We start from the raw sequence: 14,006 nt of genomic DNA, 5'->3' as shown, positions 1-14,006 counted from the left end.
TCCTCACTGGGCGCTTTTGCCGTGGAAGGGGGTCACCCCCAGATGCCCAGGTGGTCCAGCAGGATCTTGGTGCCCATGGCGATGAGGACGATGCCGCCGCAGAGCTCCGCCCGGGACTTGTACTTGGCACCAAAGACGTTGCCCACCTTGACCCCGACAAAGGAGAGCAGGAAGGTGACGCCGCCGATGAAGCTGACGGCGGGGACGATGTCCACCTGCAAAAAGGCGAAGGTGATCCCCACCGCCAGGGCGTCGATGCTGGTGGCCACCGCCAGGGGGAGCATGCTCTTGGGGCCAAAGTCCCCCGCCGGGCACTCCTCCTGGCGGGACTCCCGCACCATGTTGAAGCCGATGAAGGCCAGCAGCACAAAGGCGATCCAGTGGTCGAACTGGGTGATGAGGGAGGCAAACTGCCGCCCCAGCAGGTAGCCCACAAGGGGCATCAGGGCCTGAAAGCCGCCGAAGTAGAGCCCGGCGATGAGGCAGTGCTTGGCCCCCGCCCGCTGCACCGAGAGCCCCTTGCAGATGGAGACGGCAAAGGCATCCATCGACAGCCCGACGGCGATGACAAAAAGTTCCCACAAACTCATGTTTTCTCCTCCTCGCGCGGGGGCGCTCGGGACGAAAAAGACCCACGGCACCGCCCGGCCCCCCTGTTTTGGGCGGCCGCGCGATCCCGTGAGTCTCGTTTTTTAAGGCAGGCCAGGTCTGCGGGCGCAGACCAGCGTGTTGACATGCCAGCGCACCGGGTGCGCCCACTACTCCCCCACACAATCAACTGTTCTATAAAAATAGCATCCATCCCCGAGAATGTCAACGATTTTGCCAATATCTGACGAAAAATCCCCCATACCTCCCTTGACAGGGGGAATATCTGTGTTAAAATAGTTATTGTTTGAACTGTTCTGTAAAGAACTTTTGAAAGGGGGAAGGGCCGTGTTCTCTTCGACAGACGCCCTCAAGGTGGGGCAGGCCTTTGCGCGGGGCTATAACCGGGCTCTCGGCGGAATGGCCGAGGAGTGGGGGCTGAGCCGGGCCGAGGTGGACGTGCTGCTCTTTTTGCAAAACAACCCCGGCTGCAACACCGCCAGGGAGGTGGTGGAACTGCGGGGGATGGCCAAGTCGGGGGTTTCCAAGGCGGTGGACGCCCTGGTGCGGCGCGGCTATCTGGCCGCCGCGCCCGACGGCAGGGACCGGCGGGTGGTGCGGCTGGAACTGCTGCCCGCCGCCCGCCCGGCGGTGGAGGCGGGGTGCGCCGCCCAGGCCGCCTTTTGGGAGAGGCTCCGCCGGGGCATCTCCCCGCAGGAGGGGGCGGTCATGGCTGCCGTCTTTGCCAAACTGATGGACAATTTGAAGGACTGCTGAAAGGGGCATACACTGTGTTTTGGAAACTGATCGTCTGTATCATTGCGGGTCTGGGGGCCGGGGTGGGCACCGGCTTTGCGGGGATGAGCGCGGCCGCGGTCATCTCCCCCATGCTGATCACCTTTTTGGGCTTTCCCGCCTACGAGGCGGTGGGCATTGCCCTGGCCTCCGACGTGCTGGCCTCGGCCGCCTCGGCCTACACCTACGGCAAGAACAAGAACATCGACATCAAAAACGGGCTGGTGATGTTGGCGGCGGTGCTGGTCTTCACCATGGCGGGCAGCTATGTGGCCTCGCTGGTGCCCAACGCCTCCATGGGCAGCTTTTCGGTCTTTATGACATTGCTTCTGGGCATCAAGTTCCTGGTGCGCCCGGTGATGAACACCAAGGAGGCCCAGGAGGGGAAGACCCTGCGGCAGAAGGTGGTGCAGTCCATCATCTGCGGGGCCTTCATCGGGATGATCTGCGGCTTTATCGGCGCCGGCGGCGGGATGATGATGCTCCTCATCCTCACCAGCGTGCTGGGGTATGAACTGAAGACGGCGGTGGGCACCAGCGTCTTCATCATGACCTTTACCGCCCTGACAGGGGCCCTCTCCCACTTTGCCATCGGCGGCGCGCCCGACGTCTTCGCCCTGGTGGTCTGTGTGGCGGCCACCCTGCTGGGGGCCCAGGTGGCGGCCAAAATCGCCAACCGCGCCCAGGCAAAGACCCTCAACCGGATCACCGGCGGGGTGCTCACCGGCCTGGGGGCGGTGATGATTGCCATGAAACTGTTTGGCTGATAGGAGCCGATGAGAGATGGGGGGTTGGCGCTCTGGATGGAGCGCCGGCCCCCTCTGTCCACCATCAAACCGGTGGGCGGGAGAGCTGCCCCCCTTCTTGCGGATGCCGGGGCCGCCCCTTTCGACCGCTTTTGTGCGGCAGAGCGGGCAATCTGCCCTTTCTTCGCCCTGACCGAAGGGAGGAGCGCCACATCTGCACCCATTTCTGTCATTTGAATATCTATCTGCTGCGCGGCTATGGCCCGTCAAGACCGCCCTCTGGCAGCCATATCCCGCGCTGGCGTCAGAGAAAAATCTGCTTGTTTTTCTCTCTTTGAGAGTCCCACAGACGGCGCGCACAAAATCGCCGCGCCTACCGCGATCCACACCGCCGTATAAAATATCCTCGCCTTTGTGATCCCCCTTTTTATCCGGGCTGCCCTTTCCCCATCAAAGCATATCCCCCGCCTCCCTTCCCAAAGGGTGCGGCCGAACCGGCGCCGGTTGGGGTGTTTTTCCGCGCCGGGGGCGGGGATGCCGCCCCCCTCCTTTGCCTGGGAGAGGGGTTGTGGTATACTGGACAAAACGCGAGACAGGGAGGAGAGAGACCATGGCAGAGACCATTATGGTGGTGGAAGATGACCGGCAGATGGCAAGAGAACTGGTGCGGCTGCTGGAAAACTACGGCTACCGCGCCCTGCAGGTGGAGGATTTCAGCCGGGCGGTGGAGGAGATTTTGGAGGCGGCCCCCCACCTGGTGCTGCTGGACATCAACCTGCCGGTGCAGGACGGGTACACCGTCTGCCGCCAGCTGCGCCAGCAGAGTCAGGTGCCCATCATCATTGTCACCAGCCGGGACACCGAGATGGACGAGCTGATGGGGATGAACCTGGGCGCCGACGACTTTGTGGCCAAGCCCTACAACCCCCAACTGCTGCAGGCCCACATCGCCCGGGTGCTGGCCCGCAGCTACCAGAGCGGGGAGAGCCGGGTGGCCCGCTTTGGCCGGGTGGAACTGGAACTCTCCCGCAGTGAGGCCATCTGTGGCGAGCGGCGGGTGGAGTTGACCAAGAACGAGCGCCAGATCCTCTGGGTGCTGATGCGGGCCCGGGGGGAGATCGTCTCCCGGGACGCCCTCATCAACGAGCTCTGGCAGTCCGACGAGTTTGTGGACGACAACACCCTCACCGTCAACATCAACCGGCTGCGGGGCAAGCTGGCTGAGATCGGGGTGGAGGGCTATCTGCTCACCCGCCGGGGCCAGGGGTACCAACTGTGCGAGTGAGGGACCTGCTGGCCCAGCGGCTGCCCCTGCTGCTGGCCAGTGCCGAGGGCTGCGCCCTCTCGGCCCTGCTGCTGCACCTGCTGGGGGTGGGGGGCGCACCCACCGCCTTCATCTGCCTGGTGCTGTTTGTGCCGGTGGCCGTCTGCTGCGGGGTGGAGGCCTACACCCGCAGCCGCTACTACCGACACCTGGCCCGGGTGCTGGGGGAGCTCGACCGCAAGAGCCTGCTGCCCCAGTTGATGGAGGAGCCCCCCTTTGCTGAGGGCCGCTTCTGGAAAGAGGTGCTGGCCGCCTGCGGCAAGTCGATGAACGACCAGATCGACCGCCGGGCGGTGGAGGCCCGGGAGTACCAGGAGTACATCGAGACCTGGGTGCACGAGGTCAAGACCCCCATCGCCTCGCTGCTGCTGTCGGTAGAGGGGGGGCGGCAGCCCGACCCCGCCGCCGTCCGCCGGGAGGCCGAGCGCATCGACGGCTATGTGGAGCAGGCCCTCTACTACACCCGCAGCGGCGCCCCCGAGAAGGACTACGCCATCCGCCCGGTGAGCCTGCGCCAGCTCACCGCCGACGCGCTGAAGAAAAACGCCCCCCTCCTCATTGAAAGCGGGGCCCGGGTGCGCTCGGAGGGGCTGGACCGCACCGTCTACACCGACGCCAAGTGGGTGGTCTTCATTCTGGGGCAGCTGTTTCAAAACGCCGCCAAGTACCGGGGGGAGGAGCCCCTCTCCCTCTCCCTGCGGGGGGAGGCCGGGGCGGAGGGGGTCTCCCTCTCGGTGGGCGACCGGGGGGTGGGCATCCCCCCGCGGGACCAGGGCCGGGTCTTTGAAAAGGGGTTCACCGGCGAAAACGGCCGCGCCTTTGCCCGCTCCACCGGCATGGGCCTCTACCTCTGCGCCACCCTCTGCAAAAAGCTGGGGATGGGCATCCGGCTGGAGTCCCGGGTGGGGGAGGGGACCTGCGTCACCCTCACCTTCCCCAAGGGGAGCTACCACCTGGCGGGCGGCGAGGCGGGCGAGACAAGGTGACAAAAGCGTAAGGAGGATGTAAGGTAGTTCCCTTTCTCCCCCCTGGGTGTGCGGGTATACTGATACCAGAGCCAAACACAAAGCGGATACAAGGAGGGAGCGCTTCTTATGGAAATTTTGCGTGTGGAACACCTGCACAAATACTACGGCGGCCGGGGGAATGTGACCAAGGCCGTGGACGACATCTCCTTCTCGGTGCAGAAGGGGGAATTCCTGGGGGTGATGGGGGCCTCGGGCTCCGGCAAGACCACCCTGCTCAACTGCATCTCCACCATCGACACCGCCACCAGCGGCGGCATCTTCGTGGGGGACCAGGACATCACCCGGATGCGGGGAAAGAAGCTGGCGGCCTTCCGCCGCAGCCAACTGGGCTTTGTCTTTCAGGACTTCAACCTCCTAGACACCCTCACCGCCCGGGAGAACGTGGCCCTGGCCCTGACCATCCTGCGCACCCCCGCCCGGGAAATCGACGTGCGGGTGCAGAACGTGGCAGCCGAATTGGGGATCGCTGAGGTGCTGGAGAAGTACCCCTACCAGCTCTCCGGCGGGCAGAAACAGCGGGTCGCCTGCGCCCGAGCCATCGTCACCAACCCACAGTTGGTGCTGGCCGACGAGCCCACCGGGGCGCTGGACTCCAAGTCCGCCCGGATGCTGCTGCACAGCCTGCAGACCATGGTACAGGTGATGGAGGCCACCATCCTCATGGTCACCCACGACGCCTTTACCGCCAGCTACTGTGACCGCATCCTCTTCATCAAGGACGGGCGCATCTTCTCGGAACTGGTGAAGGGGGAGCAGAGCCGAAAGGAGTTCTTCGCCCGCATCATCGAAGTGGTGACCCTGCTGGGAGGTGAGAGTGCAGATGTGCTGTAAACTCGCCTTTCGCAACGTTCGCCGCAGCCTGAAGGACTACTTCGTCTACTTTCTCACCCTGACCTTCGGCGTCTGCATCTTCTACGTCTTCGGCTCGATGGACGCCCAGCAGGCCCTCACCAACCCGGTGCAGTCCTCGGTCTTTGTCATGCTGATCCAGATCATGGACGTTCTCTCGGTCTTTGTCTCCATCGTCCTCGGCTTTTTGATCCTCTACGCCAACACCTTCCTCATCAAGCGCCGCAAAAAGGAGCTGGGGGTCTACGCCCTGTTGGGGATGCCCAAGGGCAAGGTCAACCTGATCTTCCTGCTGGAGACGGCGGTGGTGGGGGCCCTCTCCCTGGCCTGCGGGCTGGGGCTGGGGGTGGCCGCCTCCCAGGCGGTCTCCCTGTTGACCGCGCAGGTGTTTGAGGTCAAGCTGGACACCTTCCACTTCGTCTTCTCCCCGGCAGCGGCGGGGAAGACCATCCTCTACTTCGCTATCATCTTTGTGGTGGTCATGGCCCTGGGCAGCGTCTCCATCTCCCGGCAAAAGCTCATCGACCTGCTGTCGGCCCAGAAGAAAAACCAGACCTTCCGCGCCAAAAAACTCTGGCATTCGGTGGTGCTCTTCCTGCTCTCGGTGGCCCTCATCGGCACCGCCTACTGGATGTTCATCCGCAACGGGATGCGGATGCTGGGAAGCGAGATCCCCCTGATCATGCTCATCGGCGGGGTGGGGACACTGCTCTTCTTCATGTCCCTCTCGGGGTTCCTGCTGCGCATCTGCAAGTCCAACAAGCGGCTTTACTACAACAAGCTCAACATGTTTGTGCTGCGCCAGCTCAACAGCAAGATCAACACCACCTACCTCTCGGTGACCTTCATCTGCCTGATGCTCCTGCTGTCGGTGGGAGCCCTCTCCTTCGGCATCGGGGTGGCCCAGTCCATGCAGGACCAGCTGGCCGAGATCACCGTCTACGACGTCAGCCTCTACAACGGCTCGAAGGAGCACAGCGAGCGGCCGGTGATGGACATCCTGCGGGAGCACGGCTTTGACCTGGAGGGGTATCTGGACGGCTCGGTCACCTTTGCCTACCACGACACCGGCATCCACAAGGCCGACCTGCTGGCCGGCTGCTACGAGGGGGATGATGTGCCGGGGACCAACATCACCGTCGACGCCGTCTCCGAGAGCGACTACAACGCCCTGATGGAGCTGTCCGGCCAGCCCACCTTCGACCTGCCCGAGGGCGAGTTCGCGGTGATCGCCCTCTCCCACGACTCCCAGCAGGCGGTGAAAAATTACCTCAAAAGTGAGCGCACGGTGACCCTGGGCGGGCAGACCCTGCGCGCCCACCGGGACGGCTATCTCACCGGCGCGCTGGAGACCAGCACCGGTGTCGGCGCGGCGGAGGACGTGATCTTTGTCCTCCCCGACCGGGTGGCGGCCGCCATCCCCGCCTACCGCTCCACCATCAGCGGCTTTTACGCCGGCGACAAGGAGGCGGCGGAAACGGCCTTCCTCGACTTTGTCAACCGGGTGGGCGACGAGATCGAGAAGGGGAGCGGCATCAAGATCTACGGCGCCACCTCCACCCTGGTCTACCAGATCGCCCTGGGCAGCAAGGTGACCTTCCTCTACATCGGCATCTACCTGGGCATCGTCTTCCTGCTGGCCAGCGCCGCCATCCTCGCCCTGCAGCAGCTCTCCGAGGCGGCCGACAACAACCAGCGCTACCGGCTGCTGCGCAAGCTGGGCACTGCCGACGGGATGCTGCGGGGGGCGGTTTTCTCCCAGGTGGCCCTCTACTTTTTCATCCCCCTGGCCCTGGCGCTGGTGCACTCGGCGGTCTTCTTCTACGTGATGCAGAGCGCCCTCACCTCCATCGGGGTGCAGAACATCTGGCCCAGCACCCTCTGGACCCTGGGCATCGTCCTCGTCATCTACGGCGCCTACTTTGCCCTCACCTACTTCGGCGCCCGGCGGATGGCCACCGAAACCTCCCTGGCGACCAAGTAAAACAGCACCCCAAAAGCAAAGAGGAGCCCTTCCCGCCCGCCGGGAGGGGCCCCTTTTTGCAATCGAATAGAGGAAAGGCAGACACCTTTACAGAGACGGCGCGGCTTTTTGACCTGCCCGCGGGAGAGGAGCGGCGGCGGGATGCCCCCTGCCAGCGGCCCCTCTCTGGGGCCCGGCGGCTATGATGGACGGGGGGAGGGACAACAGAACGGGTGTCCCCCTTTTCAGCCCCCTGCCAGGGGGGAAGAGGGCCGACTGGCAGGGGCCAACAGGGTCTGCCGCGGCGGATAACTGGTCGAGAAGGCGGTTCAGGGTCACTCTGGCCTGGGTGTCGCCTGCCCGAGCGGTAGTGCCTCTAGGTCGGGCCGAGACCGATTCGCCGCCCGGCAGGGTGGGTAAACCGGCGGGGGAGCAGGCGGCCGGTTGCCCGGATCCGGCAGGGTCCTCTGCGGCAGATGACCGGCTGGGGGGAGTTCCGGGTCTGCTTTGGCCTGACTGCCGTCTGCTTGAACGAGGATGATGCCCCTGGGACGGCCAAAACCAACTCGCTGTTCGGTAGGATGGAAAAACCGGCAGGGGAGTGGAACAGATGACCGGCTGTCCGGGCCTGGCGGAGCCTTCCGCTGTGGACAGTCGGCCTGGGGGAGTTCCGGGTCTGCTTTGGCTTGACTTGTCGTCTGCCTGAACGAAGGTGATGTCCCTGGGGCGGTCAAGACCGACTCGCCGTCCGGCAGGATGGAAAAACCGGCAGGGGAGTAGAGCAGATAACCGGTCGCCCGGGCCCGGCAGGACCTTCCGCTGTGGACAGTCGACCTGGGGGAGTTTTCGGCCCGATTTGGCCGGGGCACCCTTCCCCGAGGGGGGCGGCGCTCCTGGGGCGGTCAAAACCAGCTCGCTGTCCAGCAGGATGGAAAAACCGGCAGGGGAGTAGAGCAGATAACCGGTCGCCCGGGCCTGGCAGGACCTTCCGCTGTGGACAGTCGGCCTGGGGGAGTTTCCGGCCCGCCTTAGTCGGGGCACTCCTCCCGGAGGGGGGCGGCGCTCCTGGGACGGTCAAAACTGGCTTGCTGTCCAGCAGGAAGGAAAAGCCGGCAGGGGAGTGGAGCAGATGACCGTTGCCCGGGCCCAGCAGGACCTTCCGCTGTGGATAGTCGACCTGGAGGAGTTTCCGGCCCGATTTGGCCGGGGCACTCCTCCCCGAGGGGGAGGCGCTCCTGGGGCGGTCAAAACCGGCTCGCTGTCCGGCAGTACGGAAAAACCGGCAGGGGAGTAGAGCAGACGCCCAGCTGCCCGGGCCCGGCGGAGCCTTCCGCTGTGGACAGTCGGCCTGGGGGAGTTTCCGGTCCGCCTTGGCCGGGGCTCCCTTCCCCGAGGGGGGCAGTGCTCCAGGGTCGGTCAAAACCGGCTCGCCGTCCGGCAGGATGGAAAAACCGGCAGGGGAGTGGAACAGGCCGCCCGGGCCCGGCAGGGCCTTCCACTAATGACCAGATTTTGAGACCGACCCATCGGCCGGGCAGTGAGCGCCATGGGCGCTGCAAGATAGGGGCAAGGACCCCAAAGAAGGAAGGGGGGGCGGCCGCCCTTCGACCGTGTCCCGGTCGAAGCGGAGGTGGGGTCTCGGCGCTCCCCTTCCCGTGCGGCAGTGGATTCCGGGTTGCCGTTGCCCTGTTTATGGTTGGCGAAATCCGCCCCCGTCACAGGGGAAAAGCCCTGAAAAAGGAGACAATTTGTTGTATTTACAAAATATTATACAAATTGTATTTAAAAATCCGCAGAAAAAGGCCGCTTCTCCACCCACTGTGTCGCAGCGGGGCGGAGGAGTGGCCTTTCTGTCGGCAGTATACAGGGGGAGGGGAAACATTTTCTGAGAGAAGAAGGACTAGACCTTCTCCAGGGCCTGGCGGGCGTCGTCCATGATGTCGTCGATGTGCTCGAGCCCCACCGAGAAGCGGATGAGGCCGGGGTTGATGCCGGCGGCCACCAGCTGGGCGTCGGTCAACTGGCGGTGGGTGGCGCTGGCGGGGTGGAGGACGCAGGTGCGGATGTCGGCCACATGCACCTCGTTGGTGGCCAGCTGCAGGCTGTCCATAAAGCGGACCGCCGCCTCCCTGCCGCCCTTGATGGTCAGGGAGAGAACGCCGCTGCAGCCGTCGGGCAGGTATTTCTGGGCCAACTGGTGGTAGGGGTCCCCCGGCAGGGCGGGGTAGCTGACCGACTCCACCTTGTCGCTGGCGGCGAAGAAGCGGGCCATCTGCTCGGCGTTTTTGCAGTAGCGCTCCATCCGCACCGGCAGGGTCTCCAGCCCCAGGTTCAGGTAGAAGGCGGCCTGGGCGCCGGGGTAGCAGCCGAAGTCCCGCATCAGCTGCACCCGGGCCTTGGTGATGTAGGCGGCGGCCCCAAAGTCGCGGACATAGCGGACCCCGTGGTAGGACTCGTCCGGCTCGGTCAGCTCGGGGAAGCGGCCGTTCTGCCAGTCGAATTTGCCGCTGTCCACGATCACCCCGCCCACCTGGATGGCGTGGCCGTCCATGTACTTGGTGGTGGAGTGGGTGACGATGTCGGCCCCGAACGCGAAGGGCCGGCAGAGGATGGGGGTGGCGAAGGTGTTGTCCACCACCAGGGGGACCCTCTGCTCGTGGGCCACCTGGGCAAACTTTTCGATGTCGAAGACGCTGATGGCCGGGTTGGCGATGGTCTCGCCAAAGACCAGGCGGGTGTTGGGCTTGAAGGCGGCCCGGATCTCCTCGGGGCTGGCGTCCCCGTCCACGAAGATGCACTCGATCCCCAGCCGTTTGAGGGTGACGGCAAAGAGGTTGATGGTGCCGCCGTAGATGGTGGGGACGGCCACCAGGCTGTCCCCGGCCGAGCAGATGTTGAGCACCGCCAGCAGGTTGGCCGCCTGGCCGGAGGTGGTGCAGAGGGCGCCGATCCCCCCTTCCAGGGCGGCGATCTTCTCCTCCACCGCGGCCACGGTGGGGTTGGAGATGCGCGAGTACATGTGCCCCGGGGCGCTCAAGTCAAAGAGGGCGCCGACGTGGTCGGTGGAGTCGTACTTGTAGGTGGTGGACTGGTAGATGGGCAGGGCGCAGGGCTGGCCGTTTTCCGGGGCGTAGCCGGCGTGCAGGCACTTGGTTTCCAATTTCATGGGGGATCCTCCTTTTCGCTGTTTGTCCTTCGCGGCACAAGACCGGCCGATGGGGGGAGAGGGGCAATAAAAAAGCCCCCGCCCCAGAGCGCATGATCTGCGCTGCAAGGGCGAGAGCTGTCAGCTTCGCGGTACCACCTTGATTTTGCCCGAAAAAAGCGGGCCTCGGCGGGTGCGGACGGGCGGGGCTTTTCCCCCTTTTGCCTGTCGATACCCCGGCGCGGTAACGGGCGCCCCCGTCGCAGCCTAGGGGCTTTTCCGCCCGGTCGGTGCGCAGCTCCGAGACCATTTTCCGCCCCGCCTTTCGCACCCCTTTTCACCGTCCGGGGCTCTCTTTGGCGACTGTGCGAAGCGTACTCTTCTCTTCATTGCCTGTGTCGGTCTTTGTGATGTGTTCTATGCTAGCACGGCGCGCAGCCCTTGTCAACTGGATTTTTGAGCGGTTTCTCTTCCCAGGCCGTCGGCGCTCTCGGCCAGCCGCCGGAGGGCGGCCTGATAGCGGGGGTGCGCCAGCAGGGGGGCAAAGCGGTGGTCCTCCTCCAGCATCCGGGCGATGAGGAGGCGGTTGTTCTTCACCTGGCGGGGGTCGGGGCGCTTGAGGGGGGCGGCGGAGAAGTGGGGGCTCTGGGAGAAGTCGAAGTTCAGGCGGGACAGGTCGTCCACATAGCGATCAAAGGCGTCCAGCGCCTGCTCGATCGCCCCCTCCCGGGCCAGGTACTCGGCCTCCACCTCCCAGCCGCCAAAGGCGCCGCCCACCCCAAAGCGGCCGGTCAGGGCCGCGCAGTCAGCCGCGTAGAGGCGAAGGCGCTGCTCATCCCCCCGCTGGCGGGCGATGTTTTGCAGCTGCCCCAGGGCGAGCCCCGCCGTGGCCAGGGACTGGTAGAGCCGGCCCTGGGCACTGGCCTCGGCCCTCTCCAAGTCCCCCTTGGCCAGGTAGAGGGAGGTGTAGAGGTCGGCGGGGTCCACCTCCTGCCGGGGCAGGCCGTCCAGAAGCTGCTCGGCCCGCTCGAACTCGCCCCCGGAGAGGTAGAGACCCGCCAGCACCGCGGCGGCGGGGCCCTTCAGCCGGGGGTCGCCCCCCTGCTCCACCTGTTCGAGGAGGGCGGCGGCCCGGCGCAGGGCCGCCTGGGCCTGGGCCTCGTCCTCCTCTGGGGTGGGGGTCATCCCCAGCCCCATCTGCAAGAGGCCGGCCAGGCGAAATTTCAGGTAGTCGCAGTTGGGGTACTGGTGCAGCAGCTCCTCCAGCCGGGCGCAGCCGGCGGCAAACCCCTCGGTCTGCATGAGGGCGCGCACCTCCCCCTCGGCGGCCTGCACCTCCTCGTCGGCGAGGCCGGGGGTGAAGGAGAGCAGCCGGTCCACCGTGGACCCCAGGGCCCGGGCCAGGGGGGCCAGCAGGACGATGTCGGGGCAGGTGACCCCGGTATCACATACTTAAAGATATTGGTGTCATTCAATCAATTTTGCCGATGAAGCGGTAGAAGATTTCTACCTCCTGTTCCCGGCTTCCGTCCTCGTTCTTGACCGCCTCATGGACAAGGATTTTTTCAATCAGCGTGTTCAAGAGTTCAGCGGTGAGTTCCGTGGGATTGACGCACTCTTTCATCAAGGCAATCCATTTTTCTGCGTCTGCGGCACTCTGGCTTTCAGCGGCAATAGCAGATTGAAGCTGTTCAATCTTTTCTTCCAGTTCCGCCTGTTCGCTTTGGTACTTCCCGGACAGCATATTGAAGTTGTATTCTGTGATACGCCCCGCCGCCCAGTCCTCATACATCCGGGCAAACAGGGTATCGACCTCGGCTTTCCGCTTCTCCGCTTTTTTCAGTTCAGCAGCCTGTTTTTTTCTTGCGGCGGCCTGTCCTTTGTCATTGGCGTTCAGCAGCCGTTTCAAAAGCTGTTCTTCATCGTGCTGTACCAGCGCCGACCAGTATTGCAGACGGGAGAGGACATAGGCGTAAAGCACATCATAGCGGATGTAGTGCATGGAGCATTGGCGTGTGCCTTGCCCGTTCTTGCTACAATGGTAGTAGCCATAGGGCTTGCTGTTCTGTCTGTTCTCCCCGTAGGCCAGCGACCAGCCGCAGTCCGCACACTTTATCAGCCCCGCAAAAATCTGTGTCGTGCCATTCTTGCGCTCCCTCCGGCGGCTTGCGATCTGCTCCTGTACCTGCCGGAAAACCTGTTCGCTGATAATCGGCTCCTGCGTGTTCTCCACCCGCACCCATTCGCTTTGGGGCTTGCGTATCCTCCGCTTGTTCTTAAAGGAAATATTGGTCTCCCGGTAGTGGATGGTATGGCCGATGTAGGTTTCATCTTTCATAATGCTTTTGACCTGCGCTATCGTCCATGCGTAGCCTTTTTCCTCTGGTGCGCCAGCATAGATATTGGCGAAAGTCCCGTCACGCTGGAAGTTGATAAATCCCGGCGTCGGTACTTTTTCCGCAATCAATATCCTTGTAATGCTGGCCGCCCCTTTGCCGTGAATAGCAAGGTCAAAAATCTTCTCCACGATCCAGCGGGTTTCCTCGTCGATTATCAGCTTGTTCTTGATTTCCGGGTGCTTCTTGTACCCGAGGGGAGCATAGGCGCTGATACGCTGTCCGGCGGCAAACTTTGCCTTGAAAGCAGTTTTTACCTTGCGGCTGGTGTCCTTTGCGAACCATTCGTTGAACAGGTTTTTGAATGGCACAAAATCGGACAGTCCCTTTTCTGTGTCCTCATTCTCCGCAACGGCGATGTACCGCACCCGTTTTTCCGGGAACAGAAATTCCAGATAGTAGTCCATCATCACATGCTCCCGCCCGAAACGGGACAGGTCTTTGGTGACAATGCAGTTTACTTTTCCGGCTTCCACATCGTCCATCATGCGCTGGAAACTCGGACGCTCGAAGTTTGTCCCACTCCACCCATCGTCCACATATTCCCCGACCACATGAAGCCCCTGCTCCCTTGCGTACTGTTGCAGGATTGTCCGCTGCGTTTCAATGCTTACGCTGTCACCATAGCTTTCATCGTCACGGCTTAACCGCATATAAAGAGCCGTGTTGTAAATGGTAGTATTGTAAGGTTGTTTCACCGTAAAAATCCTCCTTCTAAAGAAACAACCCACGCTTACAATACTTTTGCTCTATGGCAATTATATCATAAGCGTGGGCGTGTATCAACGATGGGTCACGAAGAAGCTGCCCTTGCCGCCGTGTGCCGGACGACATCCACAATCAGATCGCCAATCGGACGACCGCCAGCGGCAAAATGTTCGGAGATTTTGATACGGTTTTTCCCACATACAAAATACTGTGTGCCGTTCTCGTCAGTAATGACCTGCCCGGTGTGTATTGTATCAATAATGTCGCTTTCGCTTTTTACCATCCAGTGTCCTCCGTATGATTATTTTTCATCATGCAGCTTGAATTTCTGTTCATAGCGTTTACCTCCCTCTTGTTCGCTGCTGCCGTTTCAGCTCCGCCAGCACTTCCGGCGGGATACGGTCAACCAGCCGCTGTAAATTGTCCAGTTCGCTTTTCAGCTTTGCCCGTTCCATCGTATCTTT

General features: G+C 63.1%; 11 protein-coding genes and 1 pseudogene. 6 read left to right on the top strand and 6 right to left on the bottom strand.

All coding sequences use genetic code 11. From position 1 onward, the window contains the following. Positions 1-32: 32 nt before the first annotated feature. Positions 33-590 carry a manganese efflux pump MntP gene (locus GT748_RS08790; RefSeq protein ID WP_021658413.1) on the bottom strand — a complete coding sequence of 186 codons (558 nt, stop codon included), beginning with the start codon at positions 588-590 and terminating at the stop codon, positions 33-35. Positions 591-936: 346 nt separating this feature from the next. Here GT748_RS08790 and GT748_RS08785 point away from each other — a divergent pair, with 346 nt between their 5' ends. The 6 genes from GT748_RS08785 (at position 937) to GT748_RS08760 (ending at position 7,314) form a co-directional block, all read left to right on the top strand. Next, positions 937-1,365 (top strand): MarR family winged helix-turn-helix transcriptional regulator, encoded by a 429-nt coding sequence (locus GT748_RS08785; protein ID WP_073261279.1) that lies wholly within the window; start codon positions 937-939, stop codon positions 1,363-1,365. Positions 1,366-1,379: 14 nt separating this feature from the next. Then, positions 1,380-2,150: a sulfite exporter TauE/SafE family protein gene (locus tag GT748_RS08780; RefSeq protein WP_021660664.1), complete on the top strand. Its 771-nt coding sequence runs from the start codon at positions 1,380-1,382 to the stop codon at positions 2,148-2,150. Between the two features lie 589 nt (positions 2,151-2,739). Beyond that, positions 2,740-3,414 (top strand): response regulator transcription factor, encoded by a 675-nt coding sequence (locus GT748_RS08775; protein ID WP_021660661.1) that lies wholly within the window; start codon positions 2,740-2,742, stop codon positions 3,412-3,414. Then, a complete protein-coding gene (locus tag GT748_RS08770; protein WP_044993073.1) occupies positions 3,405-4,439 on the top strand; it encodes a sensor histidine kinase in 1,035 nt (344 codons plus the stop codon). The genes GT748_RS08775 and GT748_RS08770 overlap by 10 nt, the downstream gene beginning before the upstream one ends. Positions 4,440-4,547: 108 nt before the next feature. After that, entirely contained in the window at positions 4,548-5,312 is a 765-nt protein-coding gene (locus GT748_RS08765; protein ID WP_021660659.1) for an ABC transporter ATP-binding protein, read from the top strand. Continuing rightward, entirely contained in the window at positions 5,302-7,314 is a 2,013-nt protein-coding gene (locus tag GT748_RS08760; protein ID WP_021660658.1) for an FtsX-like permease family protein, read from the top strand. The genes GT748_RS08765 and GT748_RS08760 overlap by 11 nt, the downstream gene beginning before the upstream one ends. A 1,879-nt stretch (positions 7,315-9,193) precedes the next feature. Here the strand turns inward: GT748_RS08760 and GT748_RS08755 are convergent. The 5 genes and pseudogenes from GT748_RS08755 to GT748_RS08735 all read right to left on the bottom strand — a co-directional run. Continuing rightward, positions 9,194-10,459, bottom strand: a complete 1,266-nt coding sequence (locus GT748_RS08755) for an O-acetylhomoserine aminocarboxypropyltransferase/cysteine synthase family protein (RefSeq protein WP_021660652.1) — start codon at positions 10,457-10,459, stop codon at positions 9,194-9,196. A 423-nt stretch (positions 10,460-10,882) separates the two neighbouring features. After that, entirely contained in the window at positions 10,883-11,818 is a 936-nt protein-coding gene (locus GT748_RS08750) for a tetratricopeptide repeat protein (RefSeq protein WP_161222336.1), read from the bottom strand. 91 nt (positions 11,819-11,909) lie between these two features. Continuing rightward, positions 11,910-13,532 (bottom strand): recombinase family protein, encoded by a 1,623-nt coding sequence (locus GT748_RS08745; RefSeq protein WP_021391045.1) that lies wholly within the window; start codon positions 13,530-13,532, stop codon positions 11,910-11,912. Positions 13,533-13,627: 95 nt separating this feature from the next. Continuing rightward, positions 13,628-13,825 carry a hypothetical protein gene (locus tag GT748_RS08740; protein ID WP_032548367.1) on the bottom strand — a complete coding sequence of 66 codons (198 nt, stop codon included), beginning with the start codon at positions 13,823-13,825 and terminating at the stop codon, positions 13,628-13,630. A 58-nt stretch (positions 13,826-13,883) separates the two neighbouring features. Continuing rightward, positions 13,884-14,006: pseudogene (locus GT748_RS08735) on the bottom strand (MobV family relaxase); the annotation flags it as partial.

The sequence above is a fragment of the Bittarella massiliensis (ex Durand et al. 2017) genome, from assembly GCF_009876955.1.
Taxonomy (GTDB): Bacteria; Bacillota; Clostridia; order Oscillospirales; family Ruminococcaceae; genus Bittarella; species Bittarella massiliensis.
This window is presented reverse-complemented; position numbering and strand designations above follow the sequence as displayed.

Coding starts and splice junctions, on each gene's coding strand:
- GT748_RS08790 (WP_021658413.1), bottom strand. CDS start 590: ATGAGTTTGTGGGAACTTTTTGTCATCGCCGTCGGGCTGTCGATGGAT.
- GT748_RS08775 (WP_021660661.1), top strand. CDS start 2,740: ATGGCAGAGACCATTATGGTGGTGGAAGATGACCGGCAGATGGCAAGA.
- GT748_RS08765 (WP_021660659.1), top strand. CDS start 4,548: ATGGAAATTTTGCGTGTGGAACACCTGCACAAATACTACGGCGGCCGG.
- GT748_RS08760 (WP_021660658.1), top strand. CDS start 5,302: ATGTGCTGTAAACTCGCCTTTCGCAACGTTCGCCGCAGCCTGAAGGAC.
- GT748_RS08755 (WP_021660652.1), bottom strand. CDS start 10,459: ATGAAATTGGAAACCAAGTGCCTGCACGCCGGCTACGCCCCGGAAAAC.
- GT748_RS08740 (WP_032548367.1), bottom strand. CDS start 13,825: ATGGTAAAAAGCGAAAGCGACATTATTGATACAATACACACCGGGCAG.